13 protein-coding genes are annotated in these 18,500 nt (G+C 62.8%); 2 read left to right on the top strand and 11 right to left on the bottom strand.

Annotated features, from left to right (window positions below; genetic code table 11):
• Window positions 1–2 precede the first annotated feature (2 nt).
• Genes lysS through C8D99_RS12575 form a run of 3 tightly spaced genes read right to left on the bottom strand, consistent with a single transcriptional unit; the run spans window position 3 to window position 3,380 of the window.
• The gene (gene lysS / locus C8D99_RS12585) at window positions 3–1,586 is read right to left on the bottom strand and encodes a lysine--tRNA ligase (protein ID WP_243833930.1); all 1,584 of its coding nucleotides are present in this window, start codon (window positions 1,584–1,586) and stop codon (window positions 3–5) included.
• Window positions 1,570–2,616: a tRNA dihydrouridine synthase gene (locus C8D99_RS15590; protein ID WP_133958851.1), complete on the bottom strand. Its 1,047-nt coding sequence runs from the start codon at window positions 2,614–2,616 to the stop codon at window positions 1,570–1,572. Before C8D99_RS15590 ends, lysS begins: the two co-directional genes overlap by 17 nt.
• Window positions 2,613–3,380 carry a type III pantothenate kinase gene (locus C8D99_RS12575; protein WP_133958849.1) on the bottom strand — a complete coding sequence of 256 codons (768 nt, stop codon included), beginning with the start codon at window positions 3,378–3,380 and terminating at the stop codon, window positions 2,613–2,615. Before C8D99_RS12575 ends, C8D99_RS15590 begins: the two co-directional genes overlap by 4 nt.
• 317 nt (window positions 3,381–3,697) lie before the next feature.
• On the opposite strand from C8D99_RS12575, the gene C8D99_RS12570 reads away from it, so the two are divergent.
• Window positions 3,698–9,109, top strand: a complete 5,412-nt coding sequence (locus C8D99_RS12570) for a flagellin N-terminal helical domain-containing protein (protein WP_133958846.1) — start codon at window positions 3,698–3,700, stop codon at window positions 9,107–9,109.
• 124 nt (window positions 9,110–9,233) lie between these two features.
• Here C8D99_RS12570 and C8D99_RS12565 read toward each other — a convergent pair whose 3' ends face one another.
• The 3 genes from C8D99_RS12565 to miaB are packed head-to-tail and all read right to left on the bottom strand — an operon-like array spanning window position 9,234 to window position 12,739.
• Window positions 9,234–10,691 (bottom strand): ComEC/Rec2 family competence protein, encoded by a 1,458-nt coding sequence (locus C8D99_RS12565; RefSeq protein ID WP_133958844.1) that lies wholly within the window; start codon window positions 10,689–10,691, stop codon window positions 9,234–9,236.
• On the bottom strand, window positions 10,688–11,395 hold the full coding sequence (locus C8D99_RS12560) for a ComEA family DNA-binding protein (RefSeq protein ID WP_133958842.1): 708 nt from the start codon (window positions 11,393–11,395) through the stop codon (window positions 10,688–10,690). The genes C8D99_RS12565 and C8D99_RS12560 overlap by 4 nt, the downstream gene beginning before the upstream one ends.
• Before the next feature lie 12 nt (window positions 11,396–11,407).
• A complete protein-coding gene (gene miaB, locus C8D99_RS12555) occupies window positions 11,408–12,739 on the bottom strand; it encodes a tRNA (N6-isopentenyl adenosine(37)-C2)-methylthiotransferase MiaB (protein WP_133958840.1) in 1,332 nt (443 codons plus the stop codon).
• Between the two features lie 134 nt (window positions 12,740–12,873).
• Between miaB and C8D99_RS12550 the strand changes: the two genes are divergently transcribed.
• Window positions 12,874–13,344: a hypothetical protein gene (locus tag C8D99_RS12550; RefSeq protein WP_133958837.1), complete on the top strand. Its 471-nt coding sequence runs from the start codon at window positions 12,874–12,876 to the stop codon at window positions 13,342–13,344.
• Window positions 13,345–13,384: 40 nt separating this feature from the next.
• Here C8D99_RS12550 and rd read toward each other — a convergent pair whose 3' ends face one another.
• The 5 genes from rd to C8D99_RS12525 all read right to left on the bottom strand — a co-directional run bounded on the left by rd (window position 13,385) and on the right by C8D99_RS12525 (window position 18,235).
• On the bottom strand, window positions 13,385–13,546 hold the full coding sequence (rd, locus tag C8D99_RS12545) for a rubredoxin (protein ID WP_133958835.1): 162 nt from the start codon (window positions 13,544–13,546) through the stop codon (window positions 13,385–13,387).
• 114 nt (window positions 13,547–13,660) lie between these two features.
• Window positions 13,661–14,761 (bottom strand): aminopeptidase P family protein, encoded by a 1,101-nt coding sequence (locus C8D99_RS12540; RefSeq protein ID WP_133958833.1) that lies wholly within the window; start codon window positions 14,759–14,761, stop codon window positions 13,661–13,663.
• Between the two features lie 4 nt (window positions 14,762–14,765).
• Window positions 14,766–15,743 carry an AIR synthase-related protein gene (locus C8D99_RS12535; RefSeq protein ID WP_133958831.1) on the bottom strand — a complete coding sequence of 326 codons (978 nt, stop codon included), beginning with the start codon at window positions 15,741–15,743 and terminating at the stop codon, window positions 14,766–14,768.
• Window positions 15,700–16,287 (bottom strand): epoxyqueuosine reductase QueH, encoded by a 588-nt coding sequence (locus tag C8D99_RS12530; protein WP_133958829.1) that lies wholly within the window; start codon window positions 16,285–16,287, stop codon window positions 15,700–15,702. The genes C8D99_RS12535 and C8D99_RS12530 overlap by 44 nt, the downstream gene beginning before the upstream one ends.
• Before the next feature lie 7 nt (window positions 16,288–16,294).
• Window positions 16,295–18,235 (bottom strand): transketolase, encoded by a 1,941-nt coding sequence (locus C8D99_RS12525; RefSeq protein WP_133958827.1) that lies wholly within the window; start codon window positions 18,233–18,235, stop codon window positions 16,295–16,297.
• Window positions 18,236–18,500: the final 265 nt, after the last annotated feature.

Genomic DNA, 18,500 nt, shown 5'->3' with positions numbered 1-18,500 from the left:
TCCTACTCCCCGGCGTCCTCTCCGCCGTCCTCCCGTGTCCGGGAAGGCAGGGGCTTCATGGTCGGGAAGAGAATGACGTCCCGGATGGACCTGGAGTCGGTGAGGAACATGACGAGCCGGTCCACGCCGATGCCCAGTCCTCCCGTGGGGGGAAGGCCCGTCTCGATGGCGTTGATGAAGTCCTCGTCGAAATCGTGGGCCTCGTCGTCGCCGGCTTCCTTCTTTTTGAGCTGGTCCTCGAACCGGCCCCGCTGGTCGATGGGGTCGTTCAGCTCGCTGAAGGCGTTGGCCACTTCCTTGCCGCAGATGAAGAGCTCGAACCTGCGGGTGTAGTCGGGGTTTTCCGGGTCCCTCTTGGCGAGGGGGGAGATCTCCGTGGGATGCCCGGTGACGAAGGTAGGCTGGATCAGCTTCTCTTCCACGAAGGTCTCGAACATGAGGTTGAGGACGGTGAACCGGCTCTCGGTCCCCTTGATCTCCACGCCCCTGTCCTTTCCTATCCTCCGGGCCTCGTCGTCGTCGGAAATGTTCCGGAAATCGACGCCCGTGTATTCCGCCACGAGGTCGAGCATGCTCCCCCGCTTGAAGGGTTTGTCGAAGTCGAGGTCCACGTCCTGAAAACGCAGCTTCCTGGGGTTGCCGGCCCCGCAGACCACGTCGGCTGCGTTCCGGATGATCTCCTCGGTGAGGTCCATCATGTCGTGGTAGTCCGCGTAGGCCCAGTACACCTCCATGGCGGTGAACTCCGGGTTGTGCATGGTGTCGAGCCCCTCGTTGCGGAAGTTCTTGCCCATCTCGTATACCCGGCCGAACATGCCCACCACGAGGCGCTTCAGGTAGAGTTCCGTGGCGATGCGGAGGTACATCTCCATGCCCAGGGCGTTGTGGAAGGTCTTGAAGGGCCGCGCGTTGGCGCCTCCCGCAAGGACCGACAGGATCGGGGTCTCCACTTCGATGGTGCCGTGGTCCTCCAGGGTTTTCCGGATGGAGGAGATGATCTTCGACCGCTTCCGGAAGGTCTCCCGTACCTCGGGGTTGGCGATGAGGTCGGTGTACCGCTGCCGGTAGCGGACCTCGGTGTCCTTCAGGCCGTGCCACTTCTCGGGCAGGGGGCGGAGGGCCTTGCAGAGGAGCACGCACTCCCGGACATGGATGGTGAGCTCCCCCCGCTGAGTCCGGAAGGGATGGCCCACGATGCCGACCCAGTCGCCCGAGTCGACCCATTTCTTGGCGAAGGTGTACTTTTCCTCGCCCATGGCGTTGAACTGGAAGTAAAGCTGCAGGTTGTCCGTCTCGTCGGCCAGGTTGGCGAAGGCGGCCTTCCCGTGCTTGCGGAGGGTCATCACCCTGCCTGCGGTGACGATGGTCACCGACTCGTCAAGCTCGTCCTCGGCCAGGTGGCTGAAGTTCTCCCGCACGTAGGCGAGGGAGTGCTTCCGGTCCCACTTCTCCACGAGGTAGGGGTTGTACCCCTCCTCGGCAATCAGCCGTTCGAGCTTGTCCTTCCGCTGGCGGACGATCTCGTCCTCTCCGTCGTTCCCTTGGGGGAGACGGTTCGGGGCGTCCTTTTCATACTGTGCATCCACTGTATTTTTCTCTCCTTTCAAAATACTCACCGCTTTGTTCAATAATTCCCCGGAGATCCGTCCATGAGGACACTGATGCGGCAGCCCTTCGAAGACCGCCCACACCAGCCATGCCTCGAAACAGCCCGGCAAGAATGCGTTTAGCAAAAAGCGCCGCCATCCTTTGCCCGCACAAAGCCGATACGCCGTCGCCGAAATCGAGCAACAACAGTATCTGAAAATCCGGGGATGGATTTCCGTAGATATTATGCACGTCATAGCCGAGAAACGCCAGGGTCCGGGCAAAAAGGAAAGGGTCCGCCACGGCACCCCTCGCAAGGAGCACGGACGAACATCCAGCATCAAGGTAAAAAGAGATGTCCCTGGGAGAATAGACATCACCGCTTGCGCATATTTTCCCGGGGAACATTTTAGCCATCCGTGCGACGATATCCCTGTCCGCTTCCCCGGCATACCGCTGGGCGGGGGTCCGTCCGTGAAGGCAGACCAGGGAAGCGCCGGCGTCCAGAAGCCCCCGGCAGAACTCCTCCGTGGTCAGGGGGTAGCCGGGAGGACATTTGCGTATCTTCGGCCATACAGGGAAACCGAAGCGTGTAAGGGCCTTCACCATGGCAAAAGCGGTGTCAGGGTTCTCCAGGAGGCGGGCTCCCGCTCCTTTTTTCAGCACCTTCGGCATGGGGCAGGCCATGTTTATGCCCACGGCACGAAACAATGTCCCCTCCGCCAGCGCCGTTTCAGCTCCTTTCGAGAGCGTATCCGGGTCTCCGGCAAAAAGCTGCACGATGACAGGACCCTCTCCGGGAAGCACCTGCAGCATACCCGCAGTTTTCCGGTTTGTCCTGATCAGCCCTGCGCAGCTGATCATCTCTGTATGGGTCGCTGAAGCCCCGAGGCGGGAATAAAAAAGCCGCACGGGGGGGATGGTGACCCCTGCGAGAGGGGCGAGCATCAGGGGGGAATCGAGAACCAGCCCCCCAGTCTCCCATCCGGGCCGGGAAGGTGACGTAAGAACGGGAGGGAAACGGGTCACCTTGGGCGGTTCCTCTCGTGGATGAGCCGGAGCCCCTCCAGGGTGAGCCACGGGTCCACGGCGGTGATGGTTTCGGAAATGGAGGCGATGGCGGCCGCGTGGCCCCCGGTGGCTGCCACCGGCGTTCTGCAGCCCAGCTCGTCCCAGGTCTTCCTGACGAGAAAATCCACGAGCCCCGCGTTGCCGAAGAGGATACCCGCCTGGATGGAGCCGATGGTGTTGTTCCCGATGACGCTCTTCGGCGGCTCCAGGGAGACCTGGGGCAGCTTCGCCGTGCGCCCGAAGAGGGCCTCCATGCCGGTCACCAGTCCGGGGGAGATGGTCCCGCCGAGGTAGGCGCCCTCGGAGTTCAGGATGTCGAGGGTGATGGCCGTGCCGAAGTCCACCACGATGAGGGGGGCGCCGTACCTGGCCTTCCCCGCCACGGAGTTCACGAGCCGGTCGGCCCCCACTTCATGCCTGGGCGAATAGGCGATCTCGATGCCGAGGTCAAGGGATGGCGTTACCTTGACCGGATCCACGGAAAGGTATTCCCTCAGGCCTTCGGAGAGGGCCATGTCGAGGGAGGGAACGACGCTCGAGTAGATGGCCCCGTCGATGGACGCCCGGGGGATGCCGCAGATATCCAGCAGGTTCAGCAGGTATATGCCCAGTTCGTCGGAGGTGTGCCTCTCCGACATGAGCCTCCAGTGCTTCACCAGGGTCTCGCCGTCGTAGATGCCGATGACCGTGGTGGTGTTTCCGACGTCAAGGACGAGAAGCATGGTACCGTCCTCCTCTTTGAAGGATTTCAACATCAGGATATTATACCCTGTCGGAAGGGAAATTTCGTCCCTTTTGCGGGGAGCGGACCTCCGTGAAGGAGAAATCTGTCAGGCCGGCCGACAGTCGCTGTTTGCAGGGATCTGAAATGCCTGAACCGGCAAAGACACCATACAAGCAAAAGAATGACCAAAACAGGCAAATTTAAGAGCTGATAGAAAGAAACCGAGAAGTAAACGGCATATCGTGTCTTTCCCTGACGTACAATGAAGATGTTCAAAGATCTTTCATTTTTTCCCACAGCCGGAGGATGCCCGCCATGCGCATCATGTCCAATATTTCCGCTCTGTTTGCCGTCAATGCAGCCAAAGGACTGGAGCAAAGCTCCGCCCGAGCCATGCGCCGCCTCGCGGAAGGACTTCGCATCACCAGCTCCGCCGATGATGCCGCAGGACTGGCCATTTCGGAAAAACTCCGCGCCCAGGTGCGGGGCCTTGACCAGGCGGTCCGGAATGCCCAGGACGGCGTCTCCCTGCTGCAGACGGCCGAAGGCGGGCTGAACGAGACCCACGCCCTTCTCCAGCGCATGCGACAGCTTTCCGTGCAGGCAGCCAACGATACCCTCACCCTCCAGGACAGGACCTACCTTCAGCAGGAGATTGATCAGCTTAAGGAACAGATCACCCTCATCTCGTCCACTACGCAGTTCAACCGCAAACAGCTGCTCTCCGGAGATGCCTCCGTACTCTGGAGCACCGATTCCCCCCATATCAGAGTGTTCGTGGACGGTTCGCTCCGCTCCAGGGACGCCTTCGGCCAGAACGTGGTGGGCGAGGGAAATTTCAGGCTGAGCATCACCCCCACCGCAGGGGAGGGAGAGGTGCAAAAGACGAACATCTTCTATCTGAAACATGGTACGGTGTCGGAGAATGTGCAGTTCTCCCCCGAGAGCGGGGCGTTCTCCGGCCTCGGCAACCTGCGGAGCCTCCACCTCATCGACGGCGACTACAGGCTGGAGACCCGGGAGGTTCCCTTCGGAGGCATCTCCTACCACGAAGCCGACGGCACGGAAACAACCACCCCTGCGGCGGACCTCGGGGTGCTCAGCCTTGAGGCCAGCGCCCTGCCGGACATCCTTCCCTACGGCGAATACCAGGTACGCATTGCGGACGAAGTGCCGTTCATGGCGTACTTCGGGGGAGAATCCGGAGGCGTGTCGGGAACGGACGTGATCGACCGCGTGGACCCCATGGGGCGCTCCGGCGTGGACCTTTCCATGTCGGCGTCAACCTCCGGCGGAGCGGTGAATTCGCAGACGCGCCTCGCCTGGACGGACATCGGCGGCGCGGGCGGCGGGACTGTGAATATAGGCGCAGGCGGCGGCGACGTTGATTTCCAGACGGATCCGAACTTCGGGACAAACCTGTGGACCCATTTCAGGGTAAATTCCGTCGACCGCCGGGATGTCCTTTCCTCCGACGTGAACCTGGTCACCTCCTATTATTCAGAGGCGGTGTCAACGGCAAATCTTGAGTTCACCTACCAGGCTGCCGCTGCTGAAAATGTCACTCTGCAGACGACGTTCAGGACAGCCGCCGGAAGTTCGTTTTCCATCACCCGGGACGGCATAACCCACAGCCTCGATGTTTCGAACCTGGACATGCAAGCGGCGGCGGCAACGATCAACACGGCTCTGACGGGATGGGGATGGGGTTCGGCGTCCGCCGTGGACGAGGGAGGCGGGCTGTGGCGGATCGACCTTGTCAACGGCAGCGGAGACGACCTCGACATTGCCGGGGCCGGAGGAGCCGCAGACCTCGGACTGGCCGGCGTCATCGCCGACGGAGGCACGGCCACGGGCACGGCACGGGATTTCCAGAGAGAACACACCGTCGACGTAGGCGGGTTGGACATTGTTTCCGCCGCGGCTGCCCTTGACGGGGACCTTGCGGCGTACAACATCGACTTTGCCGCGTCGGATCTCGGCGGAGGCAGACGACGGCTTCAGATAAACAACAATTCGTCAGGGGCGGGAGGTATTTCGGGCTCGTACATGGTGCAAGTCCTGGCCGACGGCGGAGCAGAGTCCTTCGAGCAGGAACTGGGAATCGGCGGCACCATGCTGTTGGCCGGGAGCTCGGCAAGCTCGCACCGTGTATTGCACGAATACACAACATCATTTTCCGTGGGCAGCAGGGATATCAACAATGTGCAGGCGGCCCTCCAGGCCGCGGCGAACAGCGCTTTCGGCCAGGACGATCTCGCCGACCCCTCGGGGCCTGTTTTTGAACTGGTCACGGGAGGAGGCACCGGGCAGATCAATCTCCGGACCTCGACGGTGACCTCCAGGTACAGGATTTCGCTTTCCGAGGGTGCAGGCAGCACCATTACCGAACTCTTCGGAGGGAACCAGACCCTTGACCGCTCCTCCGGCGACGTGAGCGGACTTTCCAGAGACTACGGCAGAGCCTACGCCACCCTTTCCGCCGGACGGAACATCGAGGAACTCCGGGCGGACCTGGACGGACTGGACATCCTCGATGCGGATTGGACCGACGCGGCCAGTACTCCGGGGTATGACGGGACTCATCATAACGGAAGGCTCCGCATCACGAACACGGACGGCTCTCCGGAGCGGCGCCGCGTTCAGTTCCTTCCGAGCACCGGGACGTCGCAGCTTATGAGCGGACCGGTCTCAATTACCGCAGGAGCGGCAGCGAACAGCACCACGTGGCAGGCCCGCGACCGGGCATCGGTCACCACCACCTACACCGGGATCGACAGGAACGGAAACGCCGTGAACGGATCCCGGTCCGACGTGTGGTGGGAGGGCGACGCAGGCACGTCGAACCCCCTGACCGGCATCGGGGCGCTCCCTTTCACCTCCGTCTTTATTCCCGACAGCACGACCGGAATGGACCTCGCCGCCGGAGACTCCTGGGCCCTCTTCACCTCGGCGGCGTCAGCCGGGGCGCACGACAGGCTGGACTTCCGCATCCGGGACGGTGCGACCGGGTCCACCTACGACTCCGCCTCCCTTGGTTCGCCGAATTCCGGCACAAATACCTACGGCGGCGGCTCCATGATTTTCAACAACGGAGTACTGGACGGTGCCGGAGGAACCTTCGCCCTTCCCCACCTCTTCCGGACGGGGGTCGGTACCTTCGGCTCCGATGTCTCACGGGTATCCTTCATCCAGAACGGCCTTGACGGCGTGAACACCTTCACCGATATTCTCCGTACATCGGAACGCTACGGCGCGGCCGGCGCGGGGTGGGACACGGCGGGTCAGGCAAACGACCGGTGGTACGCCCAAACCTGGTACGGAGAAGAGACGTCCTACTACCTCGCAGGAAAGGATCCCGGGACGGTTCTTCCTCCGGGGGCCATAGAAGTGTGGCGGCAGGAAGACGTGAACGCATCCATCCTCTTCACCGTGACGGGACAGAACCTGTACAACGTCCGGGCGAAAGGCTACACCCGCGACGGAACCAGTGTGGAATTCGAGGAAAACATCGACCTGAACGGCCACGGGACAGTGAGCGCAGCAAACACGCTGATCCTGAACGCCGGCGGCGGGGCCGCGGAAATCCGGTTCGACGCGTTTTCACCCCTAGAGCTCGAAACGGACGACCGTTTTGTGGTCAACATCGCCGCCCGGGCCGGGGGCACGTACGAGAACAGCAATCCGGGCGTTTCGGGCGCGTTTCTCTCCGACTCCATCGTCACTATCGACGCCAATCCGTGGGGGCTGGGCGGTTCCCCCTCCCGCACCATGGAATACCGCTTCGATGCGGGGGTTGAAGACGGCATGGCGATGCGCCTCCTGGGTTTTTTCGTCGATCCGGGAAACAGCAACATCACGACGAACGCCGCCACAGGCGAACTGCTGCTGAACGTGGCGGGAGGAGGCTTCGCCGCCGGGACGCGGGCAGGCGAAGGTGCAGGATGGATGCCCTATATCACGGCGGAAGTGAACTACCAGGGGAGGACGTCTCCCGAAGCGGGAGCCCTGGTCAACAGCTTTTTCTTCCAGGATATGGAATCCGGCGAGGGGGAACGGGACTTCCTGGAGCGGATTGAATATGCCCCGGACGAAACACGGAACGCAATGCTGCTGTTCGACGTGCTCGAGGTGATGAACGGCAGCGCACGATTCCGCATCCAGGGGCACATCATGGATCGGGACGGCGGGTACCGCTACGTGGAGTCCGAAGTATACGGGCTCAACGAGAGCAACACCGACGTGATCCTCCGTTTCTCGCCCGACTTCGACGGACTGCGGTTCAATTTCTTCGACTTCACTGACATCAGCCGCCTTCGGGAGGGAGACCGCTTCACACTCTCGCTGGTTGCCGACGGCCGCTCCGACATGGACCCGGTTACGAACCGATATGCCGTGGATGAAATCAATCTTTTCGGCGGCAATACGGACTCGGGGCTCTACCCGATGAGCTGGCGCTTTGATGAAGGGGTGCTGGACAACCGCCAAACCGTTCTGCACACCTACCAGACAGGACCGTCCCCGTTCAGTTACGGCATGAACAGCGTTCCCGGGGGCAAGGTGTACGATGGGACGGTCTCTCTCAGCTTCGGTGATTTCCATGGAGGAACCCCGACGGGCATACCCGGGACGGACGATACTCCCAGGGTCGTCCGCGACGCCGCCGTGTTCTCTTCCGTCTACCGGGAAGGCATTGACGGCGGGGTGGCCCACCGCTACTCAAGACTGGAGGATATGGAACAGTTCTGGGATGCCAACGGCAAGTTCCTCCTTGACGAGCCTGCGACAATCCTCATCCGCCAGGGGAACAGGGAGGCAGGACTGACGCTGTACGGAAACGACGAAATCCACACGGTTCTGGACCGCCTCAACAATCTCATTTACAGTGAACTCGGCGACGGAACGATGAAGCACCTGATGTCGTCCTCCGACAAGAACAAGTTCGCCACCTTCACGGGACCTCTTGCGGGGATGAACCGGATAGATGCCGTAGAGGGGACAATGATCCTCCGGTCCGCCCTTTCCGGCGCCGGGGGAGCCTATAAATTCCATGGAGACGAGAGGATCCTGAATGCCCTGGGGATGACGGTCATCAACGAAGCGAAAGAAACCATGTTCACCGTCGCCGTCACAGATGCCCACTCGGGCCGTACAGTCGCTCACGGCCTGAAGATCGAAGGCGGCAAGGAACTCGGCGGTATCTGGGGCGATGCGATCCGGCTCGGGTTCGACTCCTTTCTCGGCGTCCTGGGAATCCGGTACAGCAGGGAGAGCGGGCGGTTCATCACCGGAATGAGCTCCCAGGTCTTTCGGACGGTGCACCTCGCGGACAACTCCACAGTTCTGCAGATAGGGGCGAACCAGGGTGAAGATCTGCTGCTCTCCCTGGGAGCCATGGATGCGGAAACCCTTGGAGTGGCCGACCTGCGGGTTACTGACAGAGACAGCGCCGGGCGGGCGATGACGATTCTCGACAGGGCCATTGACAGGGTGTCCCGGCAGCGGGCGAGGATCGGGGCACTGACCAACCGCCTGGGGCACGCCGCTTCTGCTCTGGCTGTGGCTTCGGAGAACCTGACGGCGGCGGATTCCCGCCTTCGGGACCTGGACTTCGGAAAAGAAATGATGAACTACGTCCGGATTTCCATTCTGACGCAGGCGAACATGGCGATGATGACCCAGGCGAATCAGGCCCCCCGGAACGTGCTGAACCTGCTGGGGCAGTAAACCTCCCCCTGCGGGGGCATCCGGGAAATATCGGATCTTTCTTCGGCGCTCTCCCCGGGGGAGCGCTTTTCGTTTCCGGGAGCACTGCCGGGAAAGAACGGGTCCGCCTGTTGACGGCAGAGGTTCAGAAAAAAAACATCCCGGCGAGGAGCACAAGCAGCGTTCCCCCGAAGGTCCGGAGTCCCGGCCGGAAGAGGCCGAGGGCGAGGACGGCAAGAAAGGCGGCGCTTCCCGCTGCCGCAACCGCGGGCGACCAGGAAGCCGACCACGGGATGAATGACGTGAGAGCATCCGCCGTCCATTGCCAGAGCAGGAAGAGCCCCTCGGCGGCTCCGGCGAGGTAATACCCTCCGGGTATCCCGGCCAGGGCGGGTATGGAGAGCACCGCGGCGAAGGGGTAGAGGAAGGCGAAGACCGGGAGGGCCACCATGTTGACCAGAATGCCGGAGAGGGGGACCGCGCCGAAGGCTGCGGCGGTCTGGGGGTAGGTGGCAAGCCAGACGAGGGGGCTCGCGGCGAGGGCTGTCCTCCAGCCCGCGCCCCGTTCGGCAAGGGCGGACAGAAGAAGGGCTGCCGTGACGGACAGCCTCCATCCGAGGTCTGCGTACCACTCGGGCCTCCAGAGAAGGAGAAGAAGTCCCGCCAGTGAGACGGCGTTCAGGGGGCTCCCCTTCCGCCCGAGGGCATAGCCGAGGAGAACGGACTGGATCATGAGGGCCGCCCGGAGGGCGCTGGGAGCTCCGCCCGCCATCAGGGCGTAAGCCCAGAGCATGAGGCTCGCCGCGAGGATCCGTCCGCGGAAGGACAGCCTCCGGCGAAGGGCGCCCAGGGAGAGAAGTTTGCAGGCGGCCGCGGCGGCAAGCCCCACGTGGAAGCCGGAGACGGCGAGGAGGTGGGCCGTCCCCCAGGTTCTGTGGTCGTCGGCGAGAGAGGGATCCCGCACGCCGAGAAAGGCGGCGAGAAGGTACCCCCTGGTGGCGGGAGGAAGGTTGAGAAGGATATTTCTGCGAAGGGCCGTCCGGAGGGAGGGCAGGCCGAAGACTCCCTCCCGCCGGGAGAGCAGTTCGTCGGGGATGACCTCGGCTGACACGCCCCGGGCTCTCCAGTACAGGTCTTCCCGAAAAGGTGAGTCCTCCCTGACCCTGAAGGGAACGGCCTCGCCAACAAAGGTGAGGGTCTCCCCTTCCATGACGGACTGGTCCGGCCGGAGCCGAAGAAGGTACCGTCCCGCCGCGCCGTCCACCACCACGGCCCTCGAGGATCCCCACGGACGTTCAAGGATCACCTCGCCGCCGTCGAGAACCCTCTCCCGGGATACGAAAAAGCTCTGAATTCTCCAGTTTGAAAGGAAGGAACACAGGAACGCCAGAAGGGTCAGGGCAAGGCAGTAGGAGAGAAACCGGGCCGGCCTGCGGCCGGAAAGAAGGAGAAGGATCCCGAGACACAGCAGGGACGCGGCAGCTCCGGCCGCGGAGGGAGACATTCCCCTGTCCCCGAGGGCGAGGGCCGTGAAGACCGCTCCGAGAAGGAAAAGGAGGGGCGCTCTGGCGATGCCCTCGTTCTGTCCCGGAAGGGGGATCATCTCAGGTCGACGTGGTCTCTGAGGCTCTCCAGCTTCTTCGGTCCGATTCCGCTCACTTTCAGCAGGTCCTGGAGGGAAGTGAACCTGCCTTTCCGGGTCCGGTACTCAAGGATGGCCCGGGCAATGGACGGCCCGACCCCGGGAAGACGCTGGAGTTCTTCCAGGGATGCGGTGTTCACTCTCACGGCACCGCCGCCGCTGCCCCCCGGGATTGCGGGCGGACGGAGGAAGCCGCTGTCCTGAGGTGCCGAAGGAACCGGGATGTCGTTCTTTCCGCCGACCTCACCCGCCAGGGGGACATGGACGTGCACCCCGTCCGCCAGGGGAGCGGCCAGGTTGACCTTCACCGGATCAGCGTTCGGCAGCAGTCCTCCTGCGGCGTCCACAAGGTTGTGAACCCTGCTCCCCGGAGGGAGGGAGTAGACTCCCGGCGATGCCACGCCGCCGGTGATGTAGAGCACCCACTCTTTCGCCTCCGGAGGTTCCGGAGCGGGCCGGGAAATCTCTCCCGACGGCGGTCCGGAAGGCTTGTCCGCAGGCACGGTTATGGAGAGGGCGGGACCCGCCTTCGCTCCCGATGGACGGTCCACAAAGCGACCCGAGAAAAGGAACACAAGTATTCCCGCAAGGGCAAAGCACCCTATTCCCAGGGCGAAGAAGGCAAGCCCCTGGTATTTCGGATCGGAGAGAAACCCCTTCCTCACTGACCATTCCCCCTATTTCCCGTTTTCGACGATCCGGCCGGAGAGGCACCAGTTGTCCGCCCGGGTGATCTCCACCCGGACAAACCGGCCGAGCATTTCCTCCTCCGCTTCCACGAGCACCACTTTGTCGGAGGGAGTCCGCCCCTGCAGGAGTCCCTCTCCCCGGGGAGCGAAGTCGTCCAGCAGCACAGGAAAGACGCTGCCCACCAGTGATTCGTTGATTTCCCGGGCAATCCTGGACTGGAGGATGTTCACTTCGTTCAACCGGGCCATTTTTTCCCGGTGGGGAACCTGGTCCTCCCGGCGTGCCGCCGCGGTGCCCTCCCGGGGAGAGTAAGCGGCGGAGTGAACCAGGTCGAACCGGAATTCCTCCAGCACCTTCAGAGATTCCCTGTAATCATCCTCAGTCTCGCCTGGGTGGCCTACGATGAGGTCCGTGGTGAGGCCGACCCCGGGCAGGCGGCTTCGTATGGATGAGACCGCAGTCCGGTACTGCGCCACCGTGTATCCCCTGTTCATGAGGGCAAGAATGCGGTCGCTCCCGGACTGGATGGGCAGGTTGATGGAGGGGCAGATCACCGGTGAATGCTCCGCCATAGTCTCCACGATGTCCGGAGTGAAGTCCCTGGGATGGGAGGTGGCGAACCGGAGGAGCCGGACTCCCGTCTTCAGGGCGCCGTCCCTCAAAAGGTTCGCGAAGGTGTAGCCGTCGGAAAAGTCGCTTCCGTAGCTGTTCACGTTCTGGCCCAGCAGGGTGATTTCCAGGACTCCGTCGGCCGCGAGGGTTCTCATCTCCTCCAGGATGTCCTCGGGAGGACGGGAGACGAAGCGGCCCCGGACGTAGGGGACGATGCAGTAGGAGCAGAAGTTATCGCAGCCGTGGGCAATGGTGACGAAGGCCTTCCAGGGGTTGACCCGTTCCACGGGGGCCCCGGGCAGGTCGATAAAGGCCCTGGGGTCGTCGTCGAGAAACAGGAAGGTTTCGCCCGGAGAGGCCAGGAGCTTCTCCAGGCCGTCAGGCACGGCACCGATGTGCCTGGGGCCCGATACGAAGCGGACCCAGGGGAACCGGGCGGCCATTTTGCGGCCCACGTTCTGGGCCACGCAGCCCGTCACGGCCACGAAGGGCTTCCGTTCTTTCTCCCAGCGGGGGGCGAACCTGCCGAGGTCGCTCCAGACTTTCTGTTCGGCCTTGTCGCGGATGCTGCATCCGTTGAGGATGACCACATCGGCCTCCTCTTCGGCTGTTTCGGTCCATCCCCGTTCTTTCAGCGCTGTTTTCATTTTGTCGCCGTCATATACGTTCATCTGACAGCCGTAGACTTTCAGGGCGAATCGGTACACGGAAGAACTCCTCCCGGCGGTTTTGAATTGAAGACACTCGGTCAGGGAGTCATTATACCCCGTATCGGGGAGATTGAAAAATTTGGTTCGCCCCTGTAGTAGAATAGAGGAAAACGGCCGAGGGGGTTTTGAACGTGAAGCGTTTTCGTTTCTCCGGACTGGTTCTTCCGGTTCTCCTGATTATCCTGGCCCTTCCGGGCCCTGCTGCGGCATGGACTCTTCCCGACATTCCCGGCTTCACCGGGGGCGAAGTACAGCGGACTCCGCTGGAGGCTCCTTCGGGCACTTTCGGCGAATGGCTCGTTCGGGTCTACCGAACAGGCGGAGGACGGACTCTGAAGGCCACCCTGATGACCGGTCCGGGGGCCGGAGAGCTCCGCACTCCCCCTGAAGGCTTACAAACCGATGACCGGCCTCTCGGTTTCGGTTCTTCTTACGAGGGGCTCACCGTCGAAGGAAAGCGGGCCCTCCTGGAAGAAGTCCCCACGGTGGGGCTGGCCCTGGCGGTGGCTCTGGCCGACGACGCCACTCTCACCCTCGAGTCGTCTTCCCTGTCCCGGGAGGACCTCCTCAGGGCGGCTTCAGCCTTCATTCAGGCTGAATAAAAAAGGGAGGCCCTTCGGCCTCCCTTTTTTATTTCGTTTTTTATTCCTCGGGTTCGAACATATCCTTACCCACGGCGCAGACCGGGCAGACCCAATCATCGGGAATGTCTTCAAAAGCTGTTCCGGGGGCCACTCCCGAATCGGGATCGCCCTCGGCGGGGTCGTAGACATAGCCGCACACGGTGCACACGTACTTTTTCATGAGATATCCCCCTTCTGGTGTTCTTCGTGATTGTGTTTCCTGAAACTCATTATATCTATTTCCGGCAAGAAAAGGCAACCTTGGGAACGGATTCTCCGGAATCTCCTCCAGGCATCACAGGGCGGGGGCTTCCCTCCCCTTCCCGCCGGAGAGGCAGACCGCGCCGCCGGCGGTGACGAGGTAGTCGTCCTCGATCCTCATGCCGCCCCAGCCCTGGATGTAGATGCCCGGCTCCACGGTGACCACGTCCCCTTCCTCGAGAACGTCCCTTGAGTGGGGAGAGAGCCTCGGCGCCTCGTGAACCTCCAGGCCGAGACCGTGTCCGAGGCCGTGAGGGAAATGCTTTCCCCATCCCCGCCGGGTGACCACATCCCTGGCCACAGCATCCACGGCCCTGCATTCCGCGCCGGGACGGATGGCTTCCGCAGCCCGCAGATGGGCTTCCAGGAGGGTGTCCTGGATATCCCTGCCCTGAGGGGAGAGGGGACCGAGAGAAAAGTTTCTGGTCAGGTCGGACATATACCCCTCCACCGTGGCTCCGAAATCCACGGTGACGATGTCACCCTTCCGGAAAGCCCTTCCGGTGGGCACCCCGTGGGGCAGGGCGCTCCGCTCGCCGGAGGCGACGATGAAGCTGTTGTTCTTCCATCCTCCTTCGGCGCCGTTTTTCCTCAGGTTGTATTCAAGCAGGGCATTGAACTCCTTTTCCGTCATACCCTCCCGTACTGTCTCCAGGACCTCCCTGTAGGTATCGTAGGCCAGGTCGGCAGCCTTCCGGATGATGGCCGCTTCCCCTTCGTCCTTCCTTCGGCGGAGTGCCGGCAGCAGACCGGAACAGTCCTTCCAGGCAGGCACCGACGGTTCGAGAGCGCTGAAAAAGGACACAGAGAGCCGCTCCGCTTCAAAACCGGCGGTTTTCCACCCTCCCTGGCGCAGGATCTCGGCCGTTTTGTCCTGCAGGGATCCGCCGTCGAGGATGATACTGTCGAAAGGCGATTCAGCCCGGGCCTGGAGGGCGTAGCGGCCGTCGGTGAGCAGGTAGTTCCTGTCCTCCGACACGACGAGGGCGCCGCTGCTCCCCCGGAAGCCGCTCAGGTAGCCCATGGACTCGCCGTTGTACCGCTCCGTCACCACAAGGACGAAGACGTCAGCTCCTTCCCGCCGGAGACGCTCCCGGAGACGGGCAACCCGTCCGGGAATTCCTTCCCTGTTCATGGAGTCATTCTTCCCTCGGCCGGCCGAGCAGGCTCCACAATTCCTCGGCGACGCTGTCAGGGCAGTTCCCCGGCCCCTGGACGAACCGTCCTGCCGAAGCGGCGGGAATGCCTTTCTTCTCCAGTCTCGCAAGGGCTTCTTCTTCGTGTTCGGGAGCCACCACCGCCAGGAGGACCCCGGAGGAGATAAGATGAAAGGGATCGAACCCCAGGCCCTGCCGTGCCCGCTCCGTCAGGGGCGAGAGGGGGATTTTCCCGTAGTCCAGCTCCGCGCCGAGACCGCTGAGCCGCATGATCTCCGCAATGCCGCCCCCTATGCCGCCCTCGGTTGGGTCGTGGAGAAACCTGGCGAGGTCCCGGAGGCACTTCGCTTCCTCGAGGACAGAGATGGCGTTCAGCCAGCCGGCGGCTTCACGGACACCATCAGGGCCGATGAAGGGCTCCAGGAGGTCGGGCCTGTCCGAAGCGAGGATGGCCATGCCCTCGAGGCCGGCATGTTTCGTGAGAATCAGCCTGTCCCCGGGAAGGATGTCCGTGGCCCGGTGGACGTATTCCGTGGGGCCCATCATGGTCCCCACGAGAACAGGCTGGTCGTAGCGGTCCGTAAGTTCCGTGTGGCCGCCCACCACTGCCGCCCCTATGGAGAGACATGCCTCGTGGATCTCCCTCATGAGCCCCTCTACCATGGAAATGCCCTGCCTGGAGGGAATGAGGAGGGTAACCACGAAAAATGAAGGATCCCCTCCCTTGCAGGCGATGTCGTTGGCATTGATGTGGACGAGAAATTTCCCCGCCCCGGCGGACGCGCCGACGATGGGGTCGGAGGCCACGGCCACGTACTTTCCGTCCGGCCACCTGATGAGCGCGGCGTCCTCCCCTATGCCGGGACCGATAAGCACCTCCGGACGGGATGCACCGCAGAACCGGAAAATGCTTCCTTCAAGCTGACCCGGGGGAAGTTTCCCCACCGGAGACTGATTCATGTGCTTCACCTCTTCGCAGGCTGAAAATGCAGCCGCAGTAGGACTGCCTGTAGAGACCAAGCTCCTTCGACATGGCGACGGAGCGGACAAAACCGTTTTGTTTCCGGAAGACCCTCGGAAGCCACCGGAGGCCGAAGGAGCGGGCCGTTTCCTCCCCGATGGCGTTGATGAGTGCGGCGTCCTTGTGGGGGCTGATGGTCAGGGTGGTGCAGAGCCGCTGGATCCCCTCCCTGACGGCCGCCCGGGCCGCTCCCTCGAGCTGGAGCCTGAAGCAGAGGGCGCACCGCTTCCCTCCTTCCGGTTCCGCTCCAAGGGGCGCGGCCGCCTCCATCCACGAAGGGATGAAAAGATTCTCCACTATGACCGGCACTCTCCCTGCCGCAAGGGAGCCGAGGGCTCCCTTGCGTTTTTCTTCTTCTCCTGCAGGGTGGATATTGGCACCGTACCAGTAGAGCGTCACGGCATACCCCTCTTCCGCAAGATCGGCGAGGGGCACCGTGGCGTCCGGGGCGCAGCATGCGTGGAGAAGAAGCCGATGCTCCACGGGACGGCTATTTTCCCGGCAGGGACTCGAAGACTTTCGCCAGGGATACCTCGTCGAGCCCCATGGCGGAGATGACGTCGGGGGAGCTGCCGGACTCCCCGTAGGTGTGCACTCCCACGGCCCTGAAGGATGCGCTGAGGCCAAGTTCCGTCATCCGGGCGGCGAGAATGGACCCCATGCCGCTGTTCACCGAGTGATCCTCGCAGGTGAGAATGCGGCCTGTGCCCGCCGCTTCCCGCAGGGCTTCGTCGTCCGGCACGAGAGGGCTGGAAACACAGTACACCGCCACCTCCATACCGTGATTTTCCCGGAGAATGTCCCGGGCCTTCACGGCCCGCTCCGTCATGGCGCCGAGGGCGAAAATGGCACCGTCCTTCCCGGGTCTCACCCGGACAGCTTCTCCGTAGCGGAAGCGGTACTCCCCGCCGAAGAGAGGGTCTCCTTTTTCATCGGCCAGAACTCCGAGCTTGCTCCGGCCCATGGCGATGCAGACGCACCCCGCCTCGCCGAGGGCCCAGCGGGTGGCCCTGTCAGTCTGGTTGGGGTCTCCGGGCACCACGAGCTTCCAGCCGAAGGTGTTCCGGAGCAGCCCCACGTAATCTATGGCCTGGTGGGTCTTGCCGTCCTCGCCCACGTCGAGGCCCACGTGGGTGAGCACTGTCTTGAGGTTCGCCGAGTTTATGTCGTTCAGTCGCTGCTGGTTGTAGGCTTCCGAAAGACCGAAGACGCCGAAATCGGCCCACAGGGAGACCACTCCCGCCGTGGAGGCGGCCCCTGCGGCGGTGGCGGTGGAATGTTCCTGGATGCCCGCCTGGATGAACCAGTCGGGGCACTTCTTCGCGAAATCCCCTGTCTTCACCGATCCGGCAAGGTCGCAGTCGAAGACGAGAAGGGGTGTCCTTCCTTCACTTTCGTAATTCTTCTCCCCGATGTCAGCGAGGGCCGTGCCGAAGGCGGAGCGGTTGTCCGTCTTCTTGTCCGTTCCGTAGGTGACGGGCTCGCCCAGGTCGAGATCAGCCCTGGCGGGCTCCACGTGCCTTCCTGCGGGGACCGGTGCAGACTCACGGAGTTTCCTCGCTTCGTCGAGAAGGGACGGGTCGCCGCCGAGCTCTTTCATGGCCTGGACGTACAGCTCCGTCCGGGGAGCCTTGCCGTGGAATTCCGGAGTGTTCTCCATAAAGGATACTCCCCTGCCCATGACGGTGCGGCACAGGATCACCGTGGGCCGGTCACAGGACGCGCTCAGGCGGAGGGCGGCGTAAAGTTCCCGGAAGGAGTGCCCGTCGCATTCCAGCACGTTCCATCCGTCGGCTTTCCAGAGAGCGGGGATGTCAGCAGGCATGACCGTTTCCAGGGTGCCGGAGATCTGGATATTGTTCCAGTCCACCAGGGCGGTGATATTGGCGAGATTTTCCTTGACGGCGATCCGCCGGGCTTCGGCGCTCTGCCCTTTGGTCTGGCCCCCGTCCCCCATGAGGACGTAGGTTCGCTTGCCGTTCCCGCGGGCTTTCTGGGCGAGGGCAAACCCCACGCCTGCGGAAAGCCCCTGCCCCAGGTTGCCGCTTCCCCAGTCGATGCCCGGCACGTCCCGCTCCACGTGACCCTGGAAGGGGGAACCGCAGCGCCGGAAATGGGCTATGGCCTCCATGGCCGGGAAGAAGCCCCATTCCGCGAGGGCGGCGTAGGCTCCCGGCGATGTATGGCCGTGGCTGACGGAAACATAGTCCCGGTCAAGTCCCGAACAGTTTTCCGGCGTCAGGTCCGCCACACCGTAGACGGTGAGGTACATTTCCGTGCTCGAGAGGGAACCGGCAGGGTGGCCGCTGTCGGCAAGAGTGACCATGGTGACGGCGTTTCGTCTGCAGCGTGCTGCGGCTTCCTCGAGGGCGCGGACCATGGCGTCATCGAGGGAGCCGGCGGGAAAATTCCTCAGTACGGGAAGTTTCATTTCCTTATCGCCTCCTTGAATTGTGACAGGACTGATTATACCCAAGCCGGGGGAAAAAGTCAGGAAAAGAGCGGCCTTCCAAATCCGCAGACAGCAGAGAGCGTCGCTGACGGTACAAAGGACCGCCGGCGACGCTCCCCGCTGCATCGGAAAATTTGCGTTTCCGGTCCCTAGGAGCCTGTCGGACTGGCCTTCAAAACTCCGTCTCATGAGCTCCATCTGCTCCGGAGTTCATAACTTCCAGGATACGAAAGCGTCATTTTAA

Origin of the sequence: Aminivibrio pyruvatiphilus (genome assembly GCF_004366815.1) — a bacterium.
Classification (GTDB): Bacteria; Synergistota; Synergistia; order Synergistales; family Aminobacteriaceae; genus Aminivibrio; species Aminivibrio pyruvatiphilus.
The sequence above is the reverse complement of the archived record's forward strand: the minus strand, read 5'-3'. Positions and strand labels throughout refer to the sequence as shown.